The 20,843-nt window shown below is 54.6% G+C and carries 19 protein-coding genes; 6 read left to right on the top strand and 13 right to left on the bottom strand.

Annotated features, from left to right (window positions below; all coding sequences use genetic code 11):
* Nucleotides 1-80 precede the first annotated feature (80 nt).
* From DFR30_RS03190 to dapA, 4 genes are all read right to left on the bottom strand, one after another.
* Nucleotides 81-2,108, bottom strand: coding sequence for a HAMP domain-containing methyl-accepting chemotaxis protein (locus DFR30_RS03190; protein WP_165869072.1), 2,028 nt, complete (start codon nucleotides 2,106-2,108; stop codon nucleotides 81-83).
* 116 nt (nucleotides 2,109-2,224) lie between these two features.
* Nucleotides 2,225-3,007 carry an MBL fold metallo-hydrolase gene (locus tag DFR30_RS03185; RefSeq protein WP_132971294.1) on the bottom strand — a complete coding sequence of 261 codons (783 nt, stop codon included), beginning with the start codon at nucleotides 3,005-3,007 and terminating at the stop codon, nucleotides 2,225-2,227.
* A 3-nt stretch (nucleotides 3,008-3,010) separates the two neighbouring features.
* Nucleotides 3,011-4,135 carry an outer membrane protein assembly factor BamC gene (gene bamC / locus DFR30_RS03180; RefSeq protein WP_165869071.1) on the bottom strand — a complete coding sequence of 375 codons (1,125 nt, stop codon included), beginning with the start codon at nucleotides 4,133-4,135 and terminating at the stop codon, nucleotides 3,011-3,013.
* A gap of 25 nt (nucleotides 4,136-4,160) precedes the next feature.
* Complete coding sequence (gene dapA / locus DFR30_RS03175) at nucleotides 4,161-5,051, bottom strand: 4-hydroxy-tetrahydrodipicolinate synthase (protein WP_132971292.1); 891 nt, start codon at nucleotides 5,049-5,051, stop codon at nucleotides 4,161-4,163.
* 178 nt (nucleotides 5,052-5,229) lie between these two features.
* On the opposite strand from dapA, the gene DFR30_RS03170 reads away from it, so the two are divergent.
* The 4 genes from DFR30_RS03170 to DFR30_RS03155 are packed head-to-tail and all read left to right on the top strand — an operon-like array spanning nucleotide 5,230 to nucleotide 8,789.
* Nucleotides 5,230-6,312 (top strand): galactose-1-phosphate uridylyltransferase, encoded by a 1,083-nt coding sequence (locus DFR30_RS03170; RefSeq protein ID WP_132971291.1) that lies wholly within the window; start codon nucleotides 5,230-5,232, stop codon nucleotides 6,310-6,312.
* Between the two features lie 15 nt (nucleotides 6,313-6,327).
* Entirely contained in the window at nucleotides 6,328-6,858 is a 531-nt protein-coding gene (locus tag DFR30_RS03165; RefSeq protein WP_132971290.1) for a glycine cleavage system transcriptional repressor, read from the top strand.
* Nucleotides 6,859-6,863: 5 nt separating this feature from the next.
* Entirely contained in the window at nucleotides 6,864-7,343 is a 480-nt protein-coding gene (locus tag DFR30_RS03160; protein ID WP_132971289.1) for a peroxiredoxin, read from the top strand.
* A gap of 30 nt (nucleotides 7,344-7,373) precedes the next feature.
* Nucleotides 7,374-8,789 (top strand): PhoH family protein, encoded by a 1,416-nt coding sequence (locus tag DFR30_RS03155; protein WP_132971288.1) that lies wholly within the window; start codon nucleotides 7,374-7,376, stop codon nucleotides 8,787-8,789.
* A 65-nt stretch (nucleotides 8,790-8,854) separates the two neighbouring features.
* On the opposite strand, the gene DFR30_RS03150 is transcribed toward DFR30_RS03155, so the two are convergent.
* The 7 genes from DFR30_RS03150 to DFR30_RS03120 all read right to left on the bottom strand — a co-directional run bounded on the left by DFR30_RS03150 (nucleotide 8,855) and on the right by DFR30_RS03120 (nucleotide 16,601).
* Nucleotides 8,855-9,928, bottom strand: a complete 1,074-nt coding sequence (locus DFR30_RS03150; RefSeq protein ID WP_132971287.1) for an AI-2E family transporter — start codon at nucleotides 9,926-9,928, stop codon at nucleotides 8,855-8,857.
* A gap of 4 nt (nucleotides 9,929-9,932) precedes the next feature.
* Complete coding sequence (locus DFR30_RS03145; RefSeq protein WP_132971286.1) at nucleotides 9,933-10,325, bottom strand: Crp/Fnr family transcriptional regulator; 393 nt, start codon at nucleotides 10,323-10,325, stop codon at nucleotides 9,933-9,935.
* An 8-nt stretch (nucleotides 10,326-10,333) separates the two neighbouring features.
* Nucleotides 10,334-11,242, bottom strand: a complete 909-nt coding sequence (locus DFR30_RS03140) for a LysR family transcriptional regulator (RefSeq protein WP_132971285.1) — start codon at nucleotides 11,240-11,242, stop codon at nucleotides 10,334-10,336.
* Between the two features lie 188 nt (nucleotides 11,243-11,430).
* Nucleotides 11,431-12,609 (bottom strand): methyl-accepting chemotaxis protein, encoded by a 1,179-nt coding sequence (locus DFR30_RS14780; RefSeq protein ID WP_132971284.1) that lies wholly within the window; start codon nucleotides 12,607-12,609, stop codon nucleotides 11,431-11,433.
* Nucleotides 12,610-12,692: 83 nt separating this feature from the next.
* Entirely contained in the window at nucleotides 12,693-13,286 is a 594-nt protein-coding gene (locus DFR30_RS14730; protein WP_424565405.1) for a methyl-accepting chemotaxis protein, read from the bottom strand.
* Between the two features lie 716 nt (nucleotides 13,287-14,002).
* Entirely contained in the window at nucleotides 14,003-14,932 is a 930-nt protein-coding gene (locus DFR30_RS03125; RefSeq protein ID WP_207891791.1) for a DUF302 domain-containing protein, read from the bottom strand.
* 154 nt (nucleotides 14,933-15,086) lie between these two features.
* Nucleotides 15,087-16,601, bottom strand: coding sequence for an OmpP1/FadL family transporter (locus DFR30_RS03120; RefSeq protein ID WP_132971283.1), 1,515 nt, complete (start codon nucleotides 16,599-16,601; stop codon nucleotides 15,087-15,089).
* A gap of 295 nt (nucleotides 16,602-16,896) precedes the next feature.
* On the opposite strand from DFR30_RS03120, the gene DFR30_RS03115 reads away from it, so the two are divergent.
* Nucleotides 16,897-18,258, top strand: a complete 1,362-nt coding sequence (locus DFR30_RS03115) for an OmpP1/FadL family transporter (RefSeq protein ID WP_132971282.1) — start codon at nucleotides 16,897-16,899, stop codon at nucleotides 18,256-18,258.
* A 224-nt stretch (nucleotides 18,259-18,482) separates the two neighbouring features.
* Here the strand turns inward: DFR30_RS03115 and DFR30_RS03110 are convergent, their stop codons facing one another.
* Together DFR30_RS03110 and DFR30_RS03105 are read right to left on the bottom strand one after the other, a co-directional pair.
* Nucleotides 18,483-18,713 (bottom strand): sulfurtransferase TusA family protein, encoded by a 231-nt coding sequence (locus DFR30_RS03110; protein ID WP_132971281.1) that lies wholly within the window; start codon nucleotides 18,711-18,713, stop codon nucleotides 18,483-18,485.
* A 171-nt stretch (nucleotides 18,714-18,884) separates the two neighbouring features.
* Nucleotides 18,885-19,259, bottom strand: a complete 375-nt coding sequence (locus DFR30_RS03105; protein ID WP_243640664.1) for a rhodanese-like domain-containing protein — start codon at nucleotides 19,257-19,259, stop codon at nucleotides 18,885-18,887.
* A 56-nt stretch (nucleotides 19,260-19,315) separates the two neighbouring features.
* Between DFR30_RS03105 and DFR30_RS03100 the strand changes: the two genes are divergently transcribed.
* A complete protein-coding gene (locus DFR30_RS03100) occupies nucleotides 19,316-20,839 on the top strand; it encodes a beta-barrel assembly-enhancing protease (protein WP_132971280.1) in 1,524 nt (507 codons plus the stop codon).
* Nucleotides 20,840-20,843: the final 4 nt, after the last annotated feature.

Below are 20,843 nucleotides of genomic sequence, written 5' to 3'. Positions count from 1 at the left end.
CCCGGTCAAAACGAAAGCACGCTATGATACGGGATGGTCGGGAGGTGGTACAGCCGCACGCAGGCGGCTGGCTGTTTTTCTTAAACCTTGAAGCGGTCCACAACAGCCTTAAGCCGAACCGCTGTGCCCGTCAGCTCGGATAATTCCTCGTGACTGGCTGACATTAAATCAGCATTCTCGGTTTCTGTGGCAGATATGGTCTCCACGTTGTGCGCAATCTCCTGACTGGCCTGGGACTGCTCACGGGCGGCCTGGGCAATTTCCACCACCATATCGTTCATCAGGTTGACGCTTTCCGACATGCGTGAGATCACCCGCTCGGCATCTGAAACCGTATTCGAGACCGAGCCACCGGCCTCAGCCACCTGCTGCATGGTGGAAACCAGCGCCTGGCTGGACTTGCGATTACTGTCGAGCAATTCGTGGATACTGGCCGTAGACTGCTGGGTTTTGGATGCCAGTTGACGCACTTCGTCAGCCACCACGGCGAACCCACGCCCGGCTTCGCCGGCACGCGCCGCCTCGATGGCCGCGTTCAGTGCCAGCAAATTGGTCTGTTCGGCAATCTCGTTGATTACCCCGACCATGGATTCCATGGCACGCCCCTTTTCCTCAATCGTCGCAACACTTTCCTGCAGACGCTTGACTTCATTTTCCATCACCCCGGCCTTGCCCGCCATTTCACGCATGGCGCCGTTCCCTTCACTGGCCTGCTCGCGCGCTTTCTCGGCTTCACTGGCTGCCGTTTCTGCATTACGCGCAATATCTGCACTGGTTGCCGACATTTCTTCAGTGGCAGCTGCCGTACCGCGTATACGTTCAGCCGCGTCGGTGACATTCTTGTGTACGGTACCGATGCGCTCGCTGGATTGCTGCGCACTCCCCAGCACCTGCTCGGAAACAGCGGCTATCTCCAGCACCATCTCCTGCAAACCACCCATCATCTGGTTGAAATAACCGGAGGTTTGTCCCAACTCATCTTTCGAGGCAAGCTTTGCACGCTGGGTCAGGTCGCCCTCGCCTTTTGCCATATCTTCGAGAATATCCCGAAGACGCAGGATCGGAGAAACAACCTGGCGTCCAGCCAGCATCATGACGGCAATGCCAATAAACAGTGATACGGCCAGCAGAATGCCAATGAAGGAAGTACTGCCCTGAAGGTCACTTAACACGTCATCACTGGCGGTCATCGCAAGCTGACGCTGCCCTTCTACTACCCCATCAAGTTCATTATTAATTTCAGCAAGAAGTGGTGAAACCTCGTTACGGATTAGACTGACATCGGTGCGCCAGCCCCCTTCAGCAGCAATTTTCTTCAAGCCTTCAAACAAACCGGAAAATTTCTTCTTGAGATCGGTGAAGCGTGCCACTCCGTCTTCCTGCTCGAATGTCAGCTCGCCTTCATAGGAAGACAGCTTGTTGAGTTTCTGGTCAGCAAGCCCAGTATAAAGTTCTATTTCCTCGAGTGAACTGTTACTGCGAAAGGCAATGTAAGCACGCACACCATTCATTACATTGGCCCAGGCATAACGCAATTCATGAATCTCGTTAAGCAATTTCCGCCGTCTGGGCGTCACATCCTCTTCAAATTCACTGCTGATCATTTCGCTGGTAATCTGCAACATTTCCTGGCTGACAGGATTCAGGTTTCTCGCCGCATAACCCACACCAGCCAGATTTGTCTTGTTGTCCTCCGCCAGCGCAATCATGCGATCCCGGTAACCGGAAAAACGTTCCACGAGTGCTCCAAGATGAGCGACATGATCCGCCAGTTCGGCATTGTTCTGTTCGGCAGCCTGCTCTGCCAGATCAGACATAGCGGCCTCGACCTGTTCCAGCGACTCGCCGTATTCCACCCGGCTGGTATTTTCCCGGGTGAGCAGATAGGTGCCAAGCGCAGCCGAAGCCTGCGCCAGCGAGCGTGACAACGACTGCGATGCCAGCATAGTGGGCTGCACCTCTTCCACCATACGGCTGAATTCATCTTCAATCTGGAAAAGGCTTCGCCAGGATACCGTTGATACGGCAACCGTCAGGGCCAGTAATAGACCAAAACCACCCCATACCTTGCTGCGGATAGACAACCGGGAAAACACTTCATACTTCACTATTTCAGCCCTCGGACCCCGCGAATCACGGCCTTGCCAGGATGGCCAGCCGTTTCCTGTCACGCGCTCTCAATGCACACGGGTTAGTGGCAAATTGCTGAAAATCTTGAGTCAGGTCAGTTCGGTAGCAACCTGTTCTGGATGAGGTTTTTCCAGGGGATACCGACCAGCTGGTCGGCGATGTAAATGTCCACATTATGCCCACCAAGCGCATTTTCTACGTGCTCGCGTGCCAGCTCGGGATGATTATTTTTTTCACTAAGATGTGCGGCCACCAGCTGTTTCAGGCGGCCCAGATCAAGCCGCCCGAGCAGATCAGCTGCCTGGGCATTACTCAGATGGCCAAAATCACCACTTACACGAGCCTTGAGCCCAAGTGGATAAGGCCCATCCGCGAGCATGTCGGGATCATGGTTGAACTCAAGAATCAGGGCATCCAGCCCTTCCAGCGCCTCCACCATATGGCGGGTGATACTGCCGGTGTCCGTCAGCAATCCGAGCCGGTACTGACCGTCAGAAAATACAAACTGGCAGGGCTCGCGGGCATCATGGGGAACAGGGAAAGGCTGAATTTCAATGTCGCCGATACTAAAAGACTGATGGCTGTTGAAAATATTCAGCTCGGCGACTTCGCCACCCTGGTGCATGGCTTCAGTCCCCGAGGTCATCCACACCGGGGTACCATGACGGCGTGAATACCTGGCGACACCGGAGATGTGGTCACTGTGTTCGTGTGTTACCAGAATTGCATCAATGCTGTCAGGTGAAATTCCGAGCTGCTGCAACCGTTTTTCGGTTTCCTTGCAGGAAAATCCGCAATCGATCATCAGGCAGGTGGCGCGCACCTCAACCAGTGTTGCATTGCCGTGGCTGCCACTACCCAGTGAAGCAAAACGCATCGCCTATCTCAGTTCCTCGTAGAGCAGCGTCAGAATACGAACAGGGGTAACGGTGGTTTCAGCTTCACCTTTTTCGTTCAGAACCATCACGCGTGTATCCGCTCCATCATCAACCAGTTTGATCTGGTAGGTGGTTACCTTGTCGGTTTCATCATCTGACCAGAATGCCAGTTTCGACAGGAACCCCTTTTTCTGTTGTTTCAGCGGATCGTTGTAACGCACGAAATAGGTGCCCGCTGAACGGTCCCGGTCCTCGACAGCAAAATCAATCCGGTCCAGCGTGATACCGACGCGGCGCCAGGCTTGTGGAAAGCTGTCGTGAAGTACCAGTACCGGCTGCCCGTCACCCAGCTTGGTCAATTCCGCCTTGTCAGGTGCAGGTTGCTGTGATGAAAGCAGTTGCTCGGCACGCTGTGGTGTGGCGCCAAGATAAACCATCATCTGCTTCAGCATTTCCGATTCCAGGCCAGGATCGCTGGGCCGCGGTTCCCAGACAGTGGTCTGGATTTCGTCAGTGCGACCTTCCAGTTTTTCCTGTAACCCCTTGTGGGTAATATAGATCTCGGTAGTACCCGGCTTTTCGCCGGACTCCAGGCGCATCCGGTAACGATCGCGTAGCGAAGATGAATAGGCACTCTGGAAGACACGGCTGATAGTGTTACGAATAATATCGCCGGGGGCATTCACCTGGCTATCCACCCAGTCGGTCTCCAGCACCCCGAGTTCCGGATTTTCACGGCTAATCAGAAACCCCGAATCAAGCCAGAACTGTCTTGCCCGATTCCAGACTGTGGCCGGATCACCTTTGATAACCAGCCATGCGCGATCCTTGTCACGCTCAATACTCATATCTTCCGGTGTTGGCAACACCTGCCCGCTGGCGCTTTTACGTGTCTGGGTGGCACTGTTATAACCGGACAGCGTAGCGGCTCCGTCATGTACTACCAGGGCGTCATTGACCGGGGTCGAGGTAAGGTCAGGAGGTACATCCAGCGCCGATTCAGTTTGTGTTTTTTTGTAGTCCCCGCTGCGATCCGGAAACATCCGGTCCAGCGTGCCGCACCCGGACAGACCGGACAGCAACAGGACAGGCAACAGGATACGCAGGGCAATGAAATTTTCTGGCATAGATAAAGGTCCGCTTGTTTTCGATTCAGGCATTGGAAATCTCGTGCACGCCGGCCTGACGCAATGCCTCGCGAACCGGCTGATAACATTCTGGCGATAATGGCGTCATGGGCAGACGCAGGCCCGGCGGAATCATCCCCATTTCGTGCAAAGCCCATTTGACCGGGATCGGGCTGGACTCAATAAACAGGTCGCGGTGCAGGGCACGCAGCGTACTGTCGATTTTCTCCGCCGTTTCGCGATCACCTGCCAGCGCAGCCGCACACATATCATGCATGGCTTTTGGTGCCACATTGGCGGTCACGGAGATATCCCCCCTGGCCCCCAACAGGATCAGTTCCATGGCGGTTGCATCATCTCCGCTGTACAGATCCAGCCGGTCGCCACAGCGCTCCAGGATCTCCCTGCCACGCTGCAGATCACCGGTGGCTTCCTTTATGCCGACTATATTGGCGACAGGCGCAAGGCGCTCAACGGTTTCCGGCAACATATCGCACACCGTTCGCCCCGGCACGTTGTACAGGATCTGGGGGATTGGCACCGCCCTGGCTATGGCCATGTAGTGCTGATACAACCCTTCCTGTGTGGGTTTATTGTAATACGGCACCACCAGCAAGCAGGCGTCGGCGCCGGCCTCCATACCACAGCGGGTCAAATCGATGGCTTCCTGGGTGGAGTTTGCACCTGTGCCGGCAATAACCGGTATACGTCCGGCCACCATGGCAACAATGCGGCGCAGCAGTGCGCAGTGCTCTTTTTCATTAATGGTCGCAGATTCGCCCGTCGTACCCACGGCCACAATAGCATCGGTGCCTGCGGCAACGTGGAATTCGACAAGACCTTCAAGGCTGTCCTCGTCGATCGCACCATCCTCGCGCATGGGCGTGACCAGTGCCACCATACTGCCGTGAAACATCGAACTCTCCACCATGAAAATCTAGCCGCATGTTACGTTTCCACCCCGCTGCTGACAAGCGCGGGCGACCCTCTGCCGCCGCCTGATTAGTCCAATTAATACCGGATTCAGCAACCCTTGGTTTCCATCTCGCGCTGGGCGATGATAATTAGCCTACCTTACCAACTGGCAAAGCATTATGAGCGATCAGCCCGATACTATCCGCGAAATCCGCATCAACCCCATCGTTCCCAGTGAATCTGTACTGGTATCCACCGCCCGCGGCATGCGGCCGCGCAAGGAGGAAGCGCCTGCCCCGCGCGACACGCGCAAGCACGTGGACCGCTGCCCGTTCTGTCCCGGCAATGAAGCAATGACCCCGCCTACCGTCGCGGCAAGCCCGGAAACCGGAGACTGGCAGGTGCGGGTGGTGGAAAACCTCTACCCGGTTCTGGGTGACGAAAGCAACTCCGGCAACCTGGTATTCGGACTGCAGCAGGCTATCGACGGTTACGGTCGCCACGAAGTCATAATTGACCACCCGGAGCACGGTATTGCCCTTCACGAAATGTCCGAGGAGCACCTGTTTCGTCTGATCGGGATGTACCGGGACCGCATCCGCGCCCTGTACGACGCCGATGCACGCATACAATATGTCCTGGTCTTCAAAAACTTCGGCCCTGCCGCCGGCGCCAGTATCGCGCACACCCACAGCCAGGTCATCGCCATGCCGGTGGTGCCCGAGAATGTATACAACGAGGTTATTCACAGCCGTCAATATTTCGAGAAGAACCGGCAGTGTATTTTCTGCTCACTGATCGACGAAGCACTGACATTTGAGGCCAAGATCTATGACCGTGAGTCTGGTTCGGTGCGGCGTAAAATCGACGTTGGCCAGTACGTGATCGAGCGTGGTGAGCACTTTGTTGCCATTAAACCTTTTGCCAGCCGCTACGAGTGGGAAGTGCACATCCTGCCTTTGCAGCACGCCAGCGATTTCATCGAAATTAACGACGCGCAGCGCGAAGACCTGTCGCGAGTACTGAAACGCGCCATGGCACGACTGGACGCCGTGATCGGCGGGGCACAGTACAATTTCTTCCTGCACTCACTGCCGCACAACAATGATTTCAGTCACTGCCAGGACAGCTATCACTGGCATATGGAGATCTGCCCACGCACCAGCATACCGACCGGCTTCGAGCTGGGATCAGGTCTTTTTGTCAGCACTATCAGCCCGGAAGAAGCCGCCGAACAGCTACGTGCCGTGGTACTGGATTAGTGGTAGGCTGCACGCATGAATAACCAGTTGGTGATAGCTGCGCTGGGCGAGGACAAGCCCGGACTGGTCGACCGCCTGTCAGGCTGGGTGACAGACAGTGGCTGCAACATTGCCGACAGCCGAATGACTGTGCTGGGCGGTGAGTTCGCTGTGCTGCTGCTGGTGACCGGCAACTGGAACAACCTTGCCAAACTGGAAAACCAGTGTGACGCGATGCAGGACCAGCTGGGCATGACGCTGCACATCAAGCGTACCGAGCAAAGACCTGCCGAAGGCGATTACCTGCCCTATGGTGTGGATGTGGTTGCCCTCGACCACCCTGGCATCGTCCATAACCTGGCCAGCTTCTTTTCCCAGCGCAACATCAACATCCAGGACCTTTCCACCTCGACCTATGCCGCCGCGCATACCGGCACGCAGATGTTTGCGGTACACATGGTGCTGGATGTACCCGCCAGCACCCATATCGCCACCCTGCGCGAGGAGTTCCTGGACTTTTGCGACCGGCTGAACCTGGATGCCGTGATCGAGCCTGTAAAAGGATAAGCACCATGCCTGCTGTACAACTCAACAAGAAAGTCCCTGACTTCAGCGCCGAGTCGACCGGTGGCACTTTTCGCCTCTCTGACCACAAGGGCAAAAATGTGGTGATTTATTTTTACCCTAAGGACAACACTTCGGGCTGTACACTGGAAGGCCAGAATTTCCGTGACAATATTGCGAAGTTCCGCCGCAACAAGACCGTGGTAGTCGGCGTATCACGTGACAGTCTTGCCTCGCATGAAAAGTTCAGGACAGAGCAGGCGTTCCCTTTTGAACTGATATCGGACAAAGATGAAGCCCTGTGCAAACTGTTCGATGTCATCAAGGAAAAAAACATGTACGGAAAGAAAGTAATGGGCATAGAGCGCAGTACCTTCCTGATAGACGCCAGCGGAAAATTGCGTCGTGAGTGGCGCAAGGTCAAGGTCGATGGTCACGTCGATGAAGTACTCGAAGCCGTGCGCGAACTGAACCGCGCCAACCCTTAAACCCTGCACAGCGAGGAACAACCGCCCTCCATGATACAGGCTGACACTGCCGCCAAACGCCTTTTTATTCTCGACACCAACGTGCTGATGCACGACCCGACATCCCTGTTCCGCTTCAAGGAGCACGACGTCTACCTGCCCATGGTGGTACTTGAGGAAATGGACGCCGGCAAGAAAGGCGTTTCGGAAGTCGCCCGCAACGTACGCCAGGTCAGCCGTTTTCTCGACGAGCTGATGCGCGACATCACCACGGAGCAAATCGAACAGGGAATTCCGCTGGTCACACGTGGGCTGATCGAAGACCTGCAGCAGGAACAAAGCGGACGGTTGTTTTTCCAGACTCATACGCTGAAGGCCGCCCTGCCGGACGTACTCCCGGGCAACCGCCCGGACAACAGTATTCTCGCCACGGCGCTGGCGCTGCAGAATGAGCACCCTGATGTAACCGTCACACTGGTGTCCAAGGATATTAACCTGCGCATCAAGGCTGCCGTACTGGGCATACATGCCGAGGATTATTTCAACGACCAGGTGCTGGAAGACGTCAACCTGCTGTACCCCGGCCTTACCGAGCTGCCGGAAGATTTCTGGCAGGCGCACAGCGATACACTGGAATCCTGGCAAAAGGACGGTCGCAACTATTACCGCGTTCACGGTCCACTGGTGGAATCCTGGAATATCAATGAATGCGTCTATATTCCCGGCGACCAGGGCTTTGAAGCCCTGGTCAGGGACGTCGGCCATGACAGCGCCATCCTGGAAACCGCTATCGACTACCGCGGGTCAAGACATACTGTCTGGGGCATCAGCGCACGCAACCGCGAACAAAACTTTGCCCTGAACCTGTTGATGGATCCGGAAGTTGATTTTGTCAGCCTGGTGGGTACGGCCGGTACCGGCAAAACGTTGCTGGCACTGGCAGCCGGTCTGACACAGACACTGGAAGAAAACCGCTACAAGGAAATCATCATGACCCGCGTCACTGTGCCGGTGGGCGAAGACATCGGTTTCCTGCCCGGTACCGAGGAAGAAAAGATGACGCCGTGGATGGGCGCACTGATGGATAATCTGGAAGTACTGACACGATCTGACGTAGGCGGTGACTGGGGACGCGCCGCCACCAACGACCTGCTCAGTAACCGGATCAAGATCCGCTCCATGAATTTCATGCGCGGACGCACCTTCCTGAACAAGTACCTGATTCTTGATGAAGCTCAAAACCTGACGCCCAAACAAATGAAAACCCTGGTGACACGCGCCGGGCCGGGCACCAAGGTGATTTGCCTTGGCAACGTCGCACAGATTGATACGCCCTATATCACCGAAACCAGCTCCGGTCTTACCTACGTGGTGGACCGGTTCAAGAACTGGGCACATAGCGGGCACATTATCCTCACCCGCGGTGAGCGTTCACGACTGGCGGATTACGCGTCAGACACCCTGTAAAAAAATAACAACCCCGTCATTCCGGCGGATGCCGGAATCCGGAAAACCTGACAGAGCGCTGAACTTCAAGCCGTGGAAGCGTCTGTTTCAGGCAAAGGTTTCTTCGGCCATGCCTTGAGTACCGCCTGTACCAGGGTAGCCAGTGGAATGGCAAAAAACACACCCCAGAACCCCCACAAACCGCCAAATACCACGACCGCGATAATGATGGCGACCGGGTGCAGATTGACCACTTCGGAGAACAGCAGCGGCACCAGGATATTACCGTCCAGCGCCTGGATCACGCCGTAGGCCAGCAAAACATACCAGGAGTCACTGCTCCAGCCCCACTGGAAGAAGGCGATTGCAGCGATCGGCAAGGTTACTGCGGCTGCGCCGATATAGGGAATGATGACCGAGAGGCCCACCAGGGTCGACAACAGTACCGCATATTGCAGACCCATAATGGTAAACGTGATATACGACACGCCACCGACAATCAGTATTTCCCACGCCTTGCCACGCACGTAATTGGCAATCTGCACATTGACGTCCTGCCATACCCGCGTTGTCAGCGCCCGCTCTTTCGGCAGGTAACCCTGAAACCACTCGATAATGCGCTGCTTGTCCTTGAGAAAAAAGAATACCAGTAAAGGGACCAGTATCAGGTAGACCATAATCATCATGATGCCGAACACTGACGCCATGGACACTGATACGACCCGCTGCCCAAGACCGCCCAGTTCGGCACGGATAGCATTCATCAGGTCAGCAACCTGCGCCTCGCTGACCAGGCCGGGATACTGTTCCGGCAGGTGCATGATTACGTCCTGACCCTTGCCGATAATATTAGGCAGTTGCTGGAACAGCTGCGTCACCTGGTAGGAGAGCTTCGGCAGTAGCCCCAGCAGCGCAAAAACCAGCACAATGATAAAGACCAGGAACACCAGGATAACAGCGACCAGGCGCGGAGCACCCAGTCGCTGCATTGCTGTAACCACGCCTTCCAGCAGATAGGCCAGCACCAGAGCTGCCAGCACTGGCGCCAGCATTTTGCCCATGGTGATAACCACCACAAAACCCAGCAGCAACACCAGCGCCAGAATGACAACCTGGGGATCCGAGAAATGGCGCCGGAACCACTGACGGATAACTTCCATTCGCTCAGTCCGAGTCCTGTTTAAGTGTTTCGTAGGCTTCCTGAAAGACGCGCTCCAGCTCGGCAATGACCTCACTGGCCTCGCGCCCGTGCAGTACATGCTGTGTCATCAGGTCTGAAGTCACGCCGAGCATCTTGTTCTTGCCCAACATAGGATAGGTTTTTGACAGCCGTTTCAGTGCCGCAACCACGCGCTCGTTTTCGGGTGCTTGAATGTGCTCGGGCTCGGGGATTTCGACCGGCTCATCCCTCACCGGATCAGTGCTCCCCTGCGCGGGAAAAGAAAACCCGGGCTCGCGCCCCAACAGGAATTCTGCAAAGCTGGCAACCGCCGACTGGTCTGTCGGCGAGAGTTTTTCAAGGGTTTCTAAAAGGACTTTCTTTCTTTCGTCATCCATACGTCGTTTTATACAACGTCAGGATGTGATTTGCAGTAGTTTCTTGCAAACTCAAGCAATTCATCCATGGCACGGTGGCGAAATTTCTGTTTCTGGTGCACGAACGAGAATGGCCGCTCCAGCGCAGGCTCGAGGTTCAGCTTGACCAGCGTCCCGAGCTTGAGTTCCTTCTGAATGGTTGCCAGCGACACAATCGAAACCCCCATACCGGCCTCCACTGCACCCTTGATCGACTCCGGACTACCCAGCTCCATCGACAGGTGCACCTGTCCCGGCGCAATACCAAGACCGTTCATATACTCGGCGATTACTTCTCGCGTTCCGGAACCTTCTTCACGGCAAATATACGGGTATTCGAGCAGATCCTTTATTCCCACCACACCACGCTCGGCCAGATGGTGCGAAGGTGACACCACGGCCACCAGCTGGTCCACGCGACACACTTCCACTACAAGATTCTTGTTCATGACCGGCGATTCCACCACACCCAGATCGATAACGTTATTCTCAACCATGTGTACGATACCGTCGGAGTTCGATACTTTGAGCTGAACATTGACGTCCGGGTATTTCTTTTTGAAATCTCCCAGCAGGGCGGGCAGCATGTACTCGGCTATTGTAGTGCTGGCTCCGATCATAAGGATGCCGCTGACATCACCGGTCATGTCCTTGATGGCATTTTCCATTTCCGCATACAGATCGAAGATACGACCGGAAAAATCGAATACCCTCCTCCCTGCTTCGGTCAGGCTGATACGGTTATGGGTACGGTCAAACAGGCGAGTGTTGAACTGCTCTTCCAGCTGACGCACCTGGAAGGTGACGGCCGGCTGTGTCATGTGCAGACTATCCGCTGCCTTGGTGAAACTCAAAAGACGGGCAACTGTATGAAATACCTGCAATCTGCGATCTGACATGTTTACGAACCCTTCTTTGCACCCTGGTGCCAACTAAATTTTTTTCGAGCCAATAAAATTTATTGATCCGGGCGCGAACAATACAGCACAAAAATCCTTTTTGCATGCCTTTTCACCCCTCCCAAAAGGGATAAAAAAAGCCGGACGGTTTCCCGTCCGGCTTACCGGTTTTCGGTTTACAGCAGGCTCTACAGTTTGAATTGGGCCATCAGTTCCTGCTGCTCTGCTGCAAGGCGCGCCAGCTCTTCACTCGCCTGGGCTGTCTGCTTCGCCCCTTCGGCTGAACGGTCAGACACCCCACGGATGTTGTTCATATTTGACTGCATCTCAGCTGCCACCGAGCTCTGTTCCTCGGCAGCACTGGCTATCATGGTATTCATATCATTGATATTCGACACGGCACCGGCTATTGAAGCCAGTGCTTCGGCAACTTTTTCGACATGATCTGAACTACCCTGGGCCTTGGACTGAGCGCCTTCCATCACCTTGACGGCATTGACAGCGCCATCCTGCAGACGCTGGATCATGTCATGAATTTCCTGGGTCGAGGTCTGTGTACGGCTGGCCAGAGTACGCACCTCGTCCGCCACCACAGCGAATCCGCGCCCCTGTTCACCGGCACGGGCTGCCTCAATAGCCGCATTAAGCGCAAGCAGATTGGTTTGTTCAGCGATACCCCGAATAACATCAAGCACGGAACCGATATTCTCGCTTTCTTTCTCCAGGTTACGAATCACCTGAGCGGCAGAATCCACTTCACCCAGCAGGACATCAATGCCACCTATGGCTTCTGTTGCAACCAGCGCGCCGGACTTCGCGTCGTGGTCTGCATTATCAGCGGCTCTCGACGCTTCGGCCGCACTGCGCGCCACTTCCTGAACTGTCGAGGTCATTTCATCCATTGCCGAGGCAATACTGTCAATTTCTGACTGCTGCTGTTGTATGCCACGGCTGGTTTCATCCGTGATGGTAGATGTTTCTTCGGCTGCAGCTGCCAGCTGGGTTGTTGCCCCGCTGATCTGCCCGATCATGTTACGCAAATTGGCCGCCATCTGATTGAAGGCACCAACGATTTCACCAATCAGGTCGTTGCTCTGCATCTTGCATTCATGCGACACATCATTCTGGCTGATGGCATTGGCGATTTCTGAAATTCGTTTCAGGCGTTTCAGCAAGATTACATTTACCAGCCAGTAGTTGCTTACACCGATGAAAGTACCCGCCATCAAGCACGCGCCCAGGAACCAGAAAAACATGCCCTCCTTGATATCGACAAATATTTCAGCAAAGAACGGGAATATTGCGCCGGTAAGTAGTCCAAAAAATATACTTGATATCAATAGATTGCGGAGTATGCTGGGTTTCATAAAACGACACTCAGTCCTTTAGGTGAATATTCAGTCCGTGCCAACTGGCACTTGTTCTTTGTGGCGGCCAGTCGCCATTGGACTTAACGGAAATTACCGCTCAATTTGTCGGCAAGTTTGTGCAGGTCTTCCGCCATGGATCTCAGGCCATTGCTTTCAAGCCTTGATCTCCGCTCGTCGGCAGAATGTTCCATACGATCACCCAACAGTTCTACCACACCACGCTGGGCATCGGTCAGTGCGTTAATCTCTGTGGTCGCCGATTCAATTGCAGAGATTTCCCCGCCAATTTCTGATAATGCAATACAAGCCGTTTCAATCAGTTCCTCACAAACCGTCGCCTGACCATCACCTTCAGCCACCACCGAAACCACTTCCCGCGCGCCGGTCTGGATTTGTTCGATGATCGCCTGGATTTCATGTGTCGCATTCTGCGTGCGCCCCGCCAGGTTGCGGACTTCGTCGGCGACCACGGCGAACCCCCGCCCTTGCTCGCCGGCTCTGGCTGCCTCGATAGCAGCATTCAGTGCAAGCATATTGGTCTGCTCTGCAATACCGCGTATAACGCTGAGTACATTTCCCACGTTATCCACAAAACCGTCCAGCCGCTGCATGGCATCGCGGGCATTCCCGAGTTCGCCACTGAGCATCGCCATTGAACCCAATGCCTCGGTCATGGCGATATTACTGTCATTGGCGCATTTACTGGCGTGCGCAGAGGCTTCAGTTGCCCGCACTACACCGTTTGAAACCTGTTTAACAGAACCGTCAAGTGTCGATACGGCTTCATTGATCTCCGAAGCATCTTTTTCAGCCTGCTCACTCGCCTGGTTCAGGTTATCAACGACACCTCGCGCTATGCCTGTCGCGTCACCGGAGAAGCGTGCAATGACGCTGGCCTGCTCCTGAACCAGATCGGTAATTGCATTACAACTCTCAGCCAGCCTGGCTGGCATGCCCTGTTTGGTACCGACATCAAGATGAGCCGTGAAATCACCTTCCCTGCAAGCTGACATAAAGGAAGCCAACGCGTCAGCCCAGGCAACCTGCGACGTCAATATCAATCTTGAAATAAAGAACCCGGCCACCGAACCGGTCAGCGCAGCCAGCAACGCTGATGAATATACCGTGACAGAAACACCGGTCAGCAGCAGCATGACCAGTGTTATCACAAGGTCAGTTCCAGACTTGCCACCAAAGCGTACAGTAAATATTTTTCTGGCCTGACCCGGCATATGATTTCCCTGATTTAGCGATTACAGTTCTGTAGTAATAACTGATAACGGCTGGAAAACACACATCTTTACAGTAAAATCCATTTCCGGATAAACATAAAAAAACCCCTGCAAGCAGGGGTTCAAAATTGACTCACGAAACCCGGTCTCTTTCAGGCTTATTTGCCACCTGCAGCAGCACGAAGTGCTTTTTCCACGGCTTTCGGACTGGGCATGATATTCATGAAGCTGTTAGAACCCATCATCTTCAGATCGGGGCGGTGCAGTGCCATACGGAAACGCATGTGAAGCGCAACTACCTTGTTGCCATCGACCAGGATTTCATAGGGAAGGTAGGCCGTTGTTTTCAGTTCTTCAAAGTCGACGTTGTCCATAATCCATGCATCATCCATGTTTTCGTCACCCTTTTCTCCGGCCTTCCGCGCGACACCGAATACTGTGACATCGTTGGGCAGATCCAGACGATAAACCTTGGTCACACCACCCACACCGGCCGCCAGATTTTTCTCAATTGCGTCCACTGCCGCCTTGTGGCTGTCATATTCGGCCAATTCGAGCACATCATCGAAGTACTCCATACCAAAGGTATAGTGGTACTTGCGCAATTTACGCGCTGACAAGCCCTTCTTTGAGCCAAATGTTTCGATCGCACCCAGTGAACGACGGAGCGCGTCATTGACACCTTCCAGGTCCGTCTTTAGCCGGTAGGCCTTGGCGATATAGATGGGATTCGGATAAGCCACCTGGACCTCGTCACCCACCTTGGTAATACCAATGCGCCACGGTGCTGCAAAGCCACCCAGTTTGGACATGGATGCCGCCTTGACCAGTTCGTCATTGGTAACAATGATTACGTGGGCCTTGTCGACATGCGTTCCCTCATAAGGCGTAAATTCTCCAACAATCCGGAAGCCCTCGGACTTCAGCTTGTCACGCGTTTCATTGACCTTGGCATCGAAATCCGCTGGCCCCTTGAACGCCAGAACAAAAGGTTTGAATTTTTCGGCGGCCTGGACTGCGCCGGATAGCGGCAACAGTGCCACCCCGACCAGCATGAAAATTGAAAACAGACGTTTAATATTAACCATACTCCTCTCCTTGACTCCTGATTTTTTACTCATCGGATTCAGTCTAAACAACATACACCTGTATTGCGACCGCATATGTTGTACAAAAAGGGCCGTGACATCACGGCCCTTTTTTCTAACTGGATATCTTGCATAAAGGTCTCACAGACACCAATCAGAACTTCCACGCATAGCTGGCTTCGACGGAGTTCTGGGACATGGCATTTTCCGCAGAGAAACCAAAGCCCGCAAACCCACCCGTACCATTGTAGTCATAATCCACACTGTTGCGGAAAGCATGCATGTAGGCCACCGTCAACTCACTGGTGGTCGACGGATTGTAGGTAAACCCGACAGTAGCATGCTTCTCGACGACGGCAGGTGCCAGTACGTTAAACAATGCCTGGTCCTCGTCGTAAGGTACTTCTGCAAAGTTGTAGCCGGCACGGAACGTCCACTTGCTGTTATGCATGTAGTTGATACCCACCTTGTACACGGTGATATCGTCCCAGCCAAAACCCCAGCCGTCATTCGTACCCAGCGGATTCGAGATAGCTGCAGGGTTTCCAACCAGCGCACCCACAAATGCATTCATGAACTCATCTGCCGTCGGGCCGTCATTGTTGATGGCCGCCACATCACTGTAGTTGATGCGGGTAACATCTGCCGCAATGGTCAATTTGGATGAAGGATGAATGGCAATGCCGACACCGTAGGTCGACGGGATATCAAAATCACCTTTCTCGGCAAACAGGCCGGCGTAGTCGTCAAAGGCCTCCATATTCAGCTTACTGGTATAGGAAGCGCCGATTGAAAACATACCAAACGTACCCTGGTAACCGACCCGGGCACCGTAACCCCAGGACTCATCGTCACCGTTGTTGGTCACTTTGCCCGGGTCACTGGAGAATGCCTGGAACAGGCCCACCCCGTAAGCGCGGAAACGCTGGTAGGCGATGATCGGTGAGAAACCGACCGAGTTATTTGCATTGATCTTGTATGCAATGGTTGGCGTGATCAGCAACTGTGACAGGTTAACACCAAGCGAGGGTGCCGTGTTCGGGTTCAGGTACAGCGCCGCCAGGTTCGGGTCCATGACTGCCGCAGGCACCGGGGGGCCAAATGCACCAACCTCGAGCGCACCAGCAAAACCGGAGGGACCGCCCGGCTGAAATGCCCCCGTTGAGGTATCACCGATCACTGGCGCAAATGCTGTGGTAAAGATATTGCCGGTTCCACCATTGGCGCTTCCGTAACGCGTATTCATGCCACCGTTGGCAACAACCGACAGCCCGAATGTCATGTTGCCGCCCCCATCCATCGAAAGACCGAAGTTCGGTACTGCGAACAAAGTGGCACCGCTGTCTTCACGACTTTCCATGCCCTGGCGGATACCGTTACCGAGATCCCCAACCAACAGACCTCTGGCATCAACTTCGGATTCACGCTGACTCGGGCTGAATAATTCAACGCCGGCATCAACACGGTTCCCCATACCTGCCAGAGCCGCAGGATTAACCGCTGCAGCGAGCGAGTCCTGACCGAAGGCCATACCTGCGCCTGCCATGCCCCGGTTCTTTGAACCATAACCGATTTTGAAATACCCGTTGGTGGCATTAGCCAACGGCGCTGTTATCAGCGCGGCCGCCACTGCGGCGGATGTCAATGTACCTTTCAGGATGGGTTTCATAAGTCCTTTCCTCTCTTAAAAAGAATTTGTCTATCTCGTATGGCGCCTGCATTACGTTGTATTTTTACAACACCTGGTTGGGGTGTACGCTACAAACATGTAGCAGAAAGGGGCAGGCTGTCAATTCCCCATTTCCTGAAAAGCAAGTTTCATGCCTGCTATTATATATAAGAGTTTCATGATACTTAGCCATTTTTCTGAAAGCAGTTTTACGTGGATTTGACTTGTATTACGGCGGCTGCGGACGATATGCTGCAAATTCGTAGCGGCCACACAACAATCAGAGGAGCTTCCGATGCTGAATCCGAAAGCCAGAATCCCGTCACTTAAACTTGCCACCGCCGGAATACTGGCCTTGGTGGCTCCCGGCGCCATGGCAGCAGGCTTTGCGCTCATCGAACAAAGCGCCAGTCAAATGGGCAATGCCTTTGCCGGTAGCGCGGCAATCGCCAATGACGCATCAACGATTTATTTCAATCCCGCCGGCATGACGCGACTACCTCGACAAGTGGTTGGTGGTCTGCACCTTGTGGCGACCCAGGCCGATTTCAGTGGCAACGCAACCACACCGGCAACTACACCGGTAACAACCGGCGGCGATGGTGGAAATGCCGGCGGACTTGGTGTCGTTCCCAATCTGTACTACACAACACCACTTAATAACCAGCTCATGTTTGGCCTTGGTATCAATGCCCCGTTTGGTCTTGCAACCGAATACGACGATGACTGGGTCGGTCGCTACCAGGCCATCAAGTCGGAAGTCATCACAATCAATATCAACCCTTCTATTGCTTTCAAGGCCACCAACTCACTGTCTGTCGGTTTAGGTGTGAGCTTTCAGTATATGGAAGCAGAGCTGACACAGGCGATTGACCAGGGCAGCCTGTGCACCCCGATCCTGGCCCAGCTGCAGGCCGCTGGTGTACCTGGCGCAGACCCGGCAAGCTGTGCCGGCCTGCTGCCGGAGGGCGCCGATGGTTTCGCCAAGGTTCAAGGTGATAACTGGGCCGGTGGCTTCAATTTTGGCCTGCTGTACGAACCATCTGCCAGCACCCGTATCGGCTTTAACTACCGCTCCAAGGTCAAGCAACAACTGATAGGCGATGGTGATTTCTCCAATACGATTGCCCAGATTGCCCCGTTCGGCATTTTCGTGGACACCGATGTCAGCGCCAGTGTCGACCTGCCCCAGACAGCTTCACTCAGTGCTTACCACGACATGAACAACCAGTGGGCCGTTATGGCTGATGTCACCTGGACCGGCTGGAGTTCATTCGATGAGTTACGCATTGAATATGACTCATTCCAGCCCGACACTGCCATTGATGAAAGCTGGAATGACAGCATGCGGTATGCTGTCGGTGTCAACTACCGGCACAATAACCAGTGGCTGTTCCGCGGTGGCGTTGCCTTCGACGAAAGCCCCATCCCCAATGATGAACACCGGACCGCGCGCATACCGGGTGAAGACCGCACCTGGGTTTCGGTTGGCTTTGGTTACCAGATGAGCCCCGCACTGGGCATCGATGTGGGCTACTCACACTTGTTTGTGAAAGAGCCAAAAACGGATCACGGCACTGCCACCACTGGCACTATTTCAGGCGATTACGATGCCAGCGTGGATATTCTCAGCGCGCAGCTGGTGTGGAATATCTAGGGAACCTCAGATTGATCCGTCATGCCGGCGTAGGCCGGCATCCATCTCGTTGAAACCACTGGATTCTGGCATACGCCAGAATGGCGGAATATGAATTAATCAGAGCTCCCCAGGACAATTGTCTATATGTGAAATATGGCCCCGGCAGTGCCGGGGCTTTTTTTGCCAAAAAAAAGCGGCGTGGGGAGTAATCCCCACGCCGCTTTTTATGGAATTGCCGCAGCTTACGCTTTCTTGATCAGAAACTCGTATTTACCGCCAGCTTCCTTGGATTCGATCAGCTCGTTACCGGTCTGCTTGGCGAAAGCTTCAAAATCTTTCACAGAACCCGGGTCGGTCGCAATGATATGCAGCACCTTACCACTGTCCAGTGTTCCGAGTGCCTTCTTGGCGCGCAGGATCGGCAGCGGGCAGTTCAGGCCGGATGCGTCTAATTCTTCGTCAAAATTTGCCATCGTAAAGTGCTCCTTAACGTGTTTTCAATTTATAAATAGTTTGGTGGTCAGTCTCGAAGGCCCGTACTTATAAGGTAAGTAATCTTCAAACGCAAGCAAAAAGCGCCCTGATATCCCTTTCTGGATAGCTGACATTCGACCACAGATACGGGAACTTGCACTCTTCCTGTCTCATCGGGCAGCAGCCACGACACCCGCCTCTGGTGACTCTATCGGGTAGCCCTGACGATACCAGTCGACAATGCCACCTTGCAGGTTAATAGCGTGATCAACACCTTGCTGCTGCAAAAAGGCGCAAACCTGCGCCGATCGTGCGCCTGTTCTGCAATAAAAAACGATTTTCCCGGGTTGTCTCAGCGCTTCGAGCCGTAATGGCACCAGGTGCATCGGCATGGCTTCTGCACCCGGAAGCATGCCCTGCGCCATCTCGTTGGCACTGCGAACATCGATCAGCCTGAAACTTTCAGCCCCGTTTCCGATCATATCGGAAAGCTGTGATGCATTAATTTCCTGTATCCCGTTCATCGTCTCACCTATATTAGTCATTGTTAATATTGTTGGGGTGATTTGTTTTATTGTCAACCCAACCTGACCGGGCTTTCATGTATCGTCAACCAGAGCATTCTTTAAACCATCGCCTTGGCGCCAGCCTGACGCTGGGTTATTCTGCGCTGCGAATGATACCGCGCGTCCTCCAGCTGGTTGCCCTGACATTGCTGTCAGGGGGCCTCCCGCAGATTGCCCATAGTGAGATATCTGCCGACCAGCTCCCGGATTTCGGCGATTCCACGGGCGCATTGATTTCTCCGGTTCAGGAGCAGGCGCTGGGCGAGGCCTTCATGCGCAGCATACGCAGTCAGGCAACGCTCGTATCCGACCCTCACATCAACCGCTATATCCGCCAGCTCGGCGCCCGACTGGTCACCCACAGCGACACACCAAGCTACCCGTTTACATTTTTTGTTGTCGACGACCCGTCGATCAACGCATTTGCAGGGCCCGGGGGACGCATAGGCGTCCACACAGGGCTGATACTCGCCGCTGAAAACGAGAGCGAGCTGGCCGGCGTCATGGCACATGAAATCGCCCACGTCACCCAGCGCCACCTGTTACGCGCTTACGAATCAGCACAGCAACTCAGCCTGCCTACAGCGGCTGCAACCATTGCGGCAATCCTGCTGGGTGCCGCCACCGGCAGCGCCGATGCCGGCATAGCCGCCGCTTCTGCCGTACAGGCAGGCAGCATCCAGCAACAATTGAATTTCACACGCGCCAACGAGAAGGAAGCCGACCGAATCGGCATCCAGACCCTTGCACGCTCCGATATCGACCCCTTCGGCATGCCGGCCTTTTTTGAGCGCTTGTACCAGACGACGCGACTGTACGGTGCAGCCAGCATCCCTGAATTTCTCAGTACTCACCCGGTGACCGCCGACCGTATTGCGGAATCGACCGAGCGGGCAGGCAAATACGGCCATGGCAAACAACGAGACACACTGGAATTTGAACTGGTCAAGGTGCGCCTCGCCGTACAACAGTCCCGCGACCCCGGCAGCCTGCTGCGCAGCTTCAAGGCAAACGCAGGGCCGGCCCAACGCTATGGCATAGCACTTGCCAACTGGCGTACGGGCGACAAAAGCACGGCGCTGAAACAGCTCGCTGTATTGAGGAAATCTGATCCTGACCGCATCCTGTACCGCACCACCCAGGCCCGGCTGCTGATGGAGGACGGCAAAACCCAACAAGGACTGGAGCTGTTCGAGGACACCCTGCGCCTCTATCCCGGTGACCTGGTGGTTGGCCAGTACTACGCAGAAGCCCTGCTGATCGCCGGCAAGCCCGATGAGGCGCGCAACGTCATTCTGGCACTATTGCGTAACGAAAATGCCAGAACACCGCCGATCTACAAGCTTTGGGCACGTGCCGCCAGCGCCCACGGTCCCACCTGGGAAACCCGCTTCGCCTCTGCCGAACTCTATGCCATGAACGGTAATCTGCCGCTCGCCGTCGACCAGCTGGAACAGGCCCTCAAGCTGAAAGGGCTGAATGACTATGACCGCGCCCGCATACAGGCCAGACTGCATGATCTTAAATCTGCTCTCGCCAAACGCGCAGAACGGGAATAAAACC

It is taken from the genome of Thiogranum longum (assembly GCF_004339085.1).
Lineage (GTDB): Bacteria > Pseudomonadota > Gammaproteobacteria > DSM-19610 > DSM-19610 > Thiogranum > Thiogranum longum.
The sequence above is the reverse complement of the archived record's forward strand: the minus strand, read 5'-3'. Positions and strand labels throughout refer to the sequence as shown.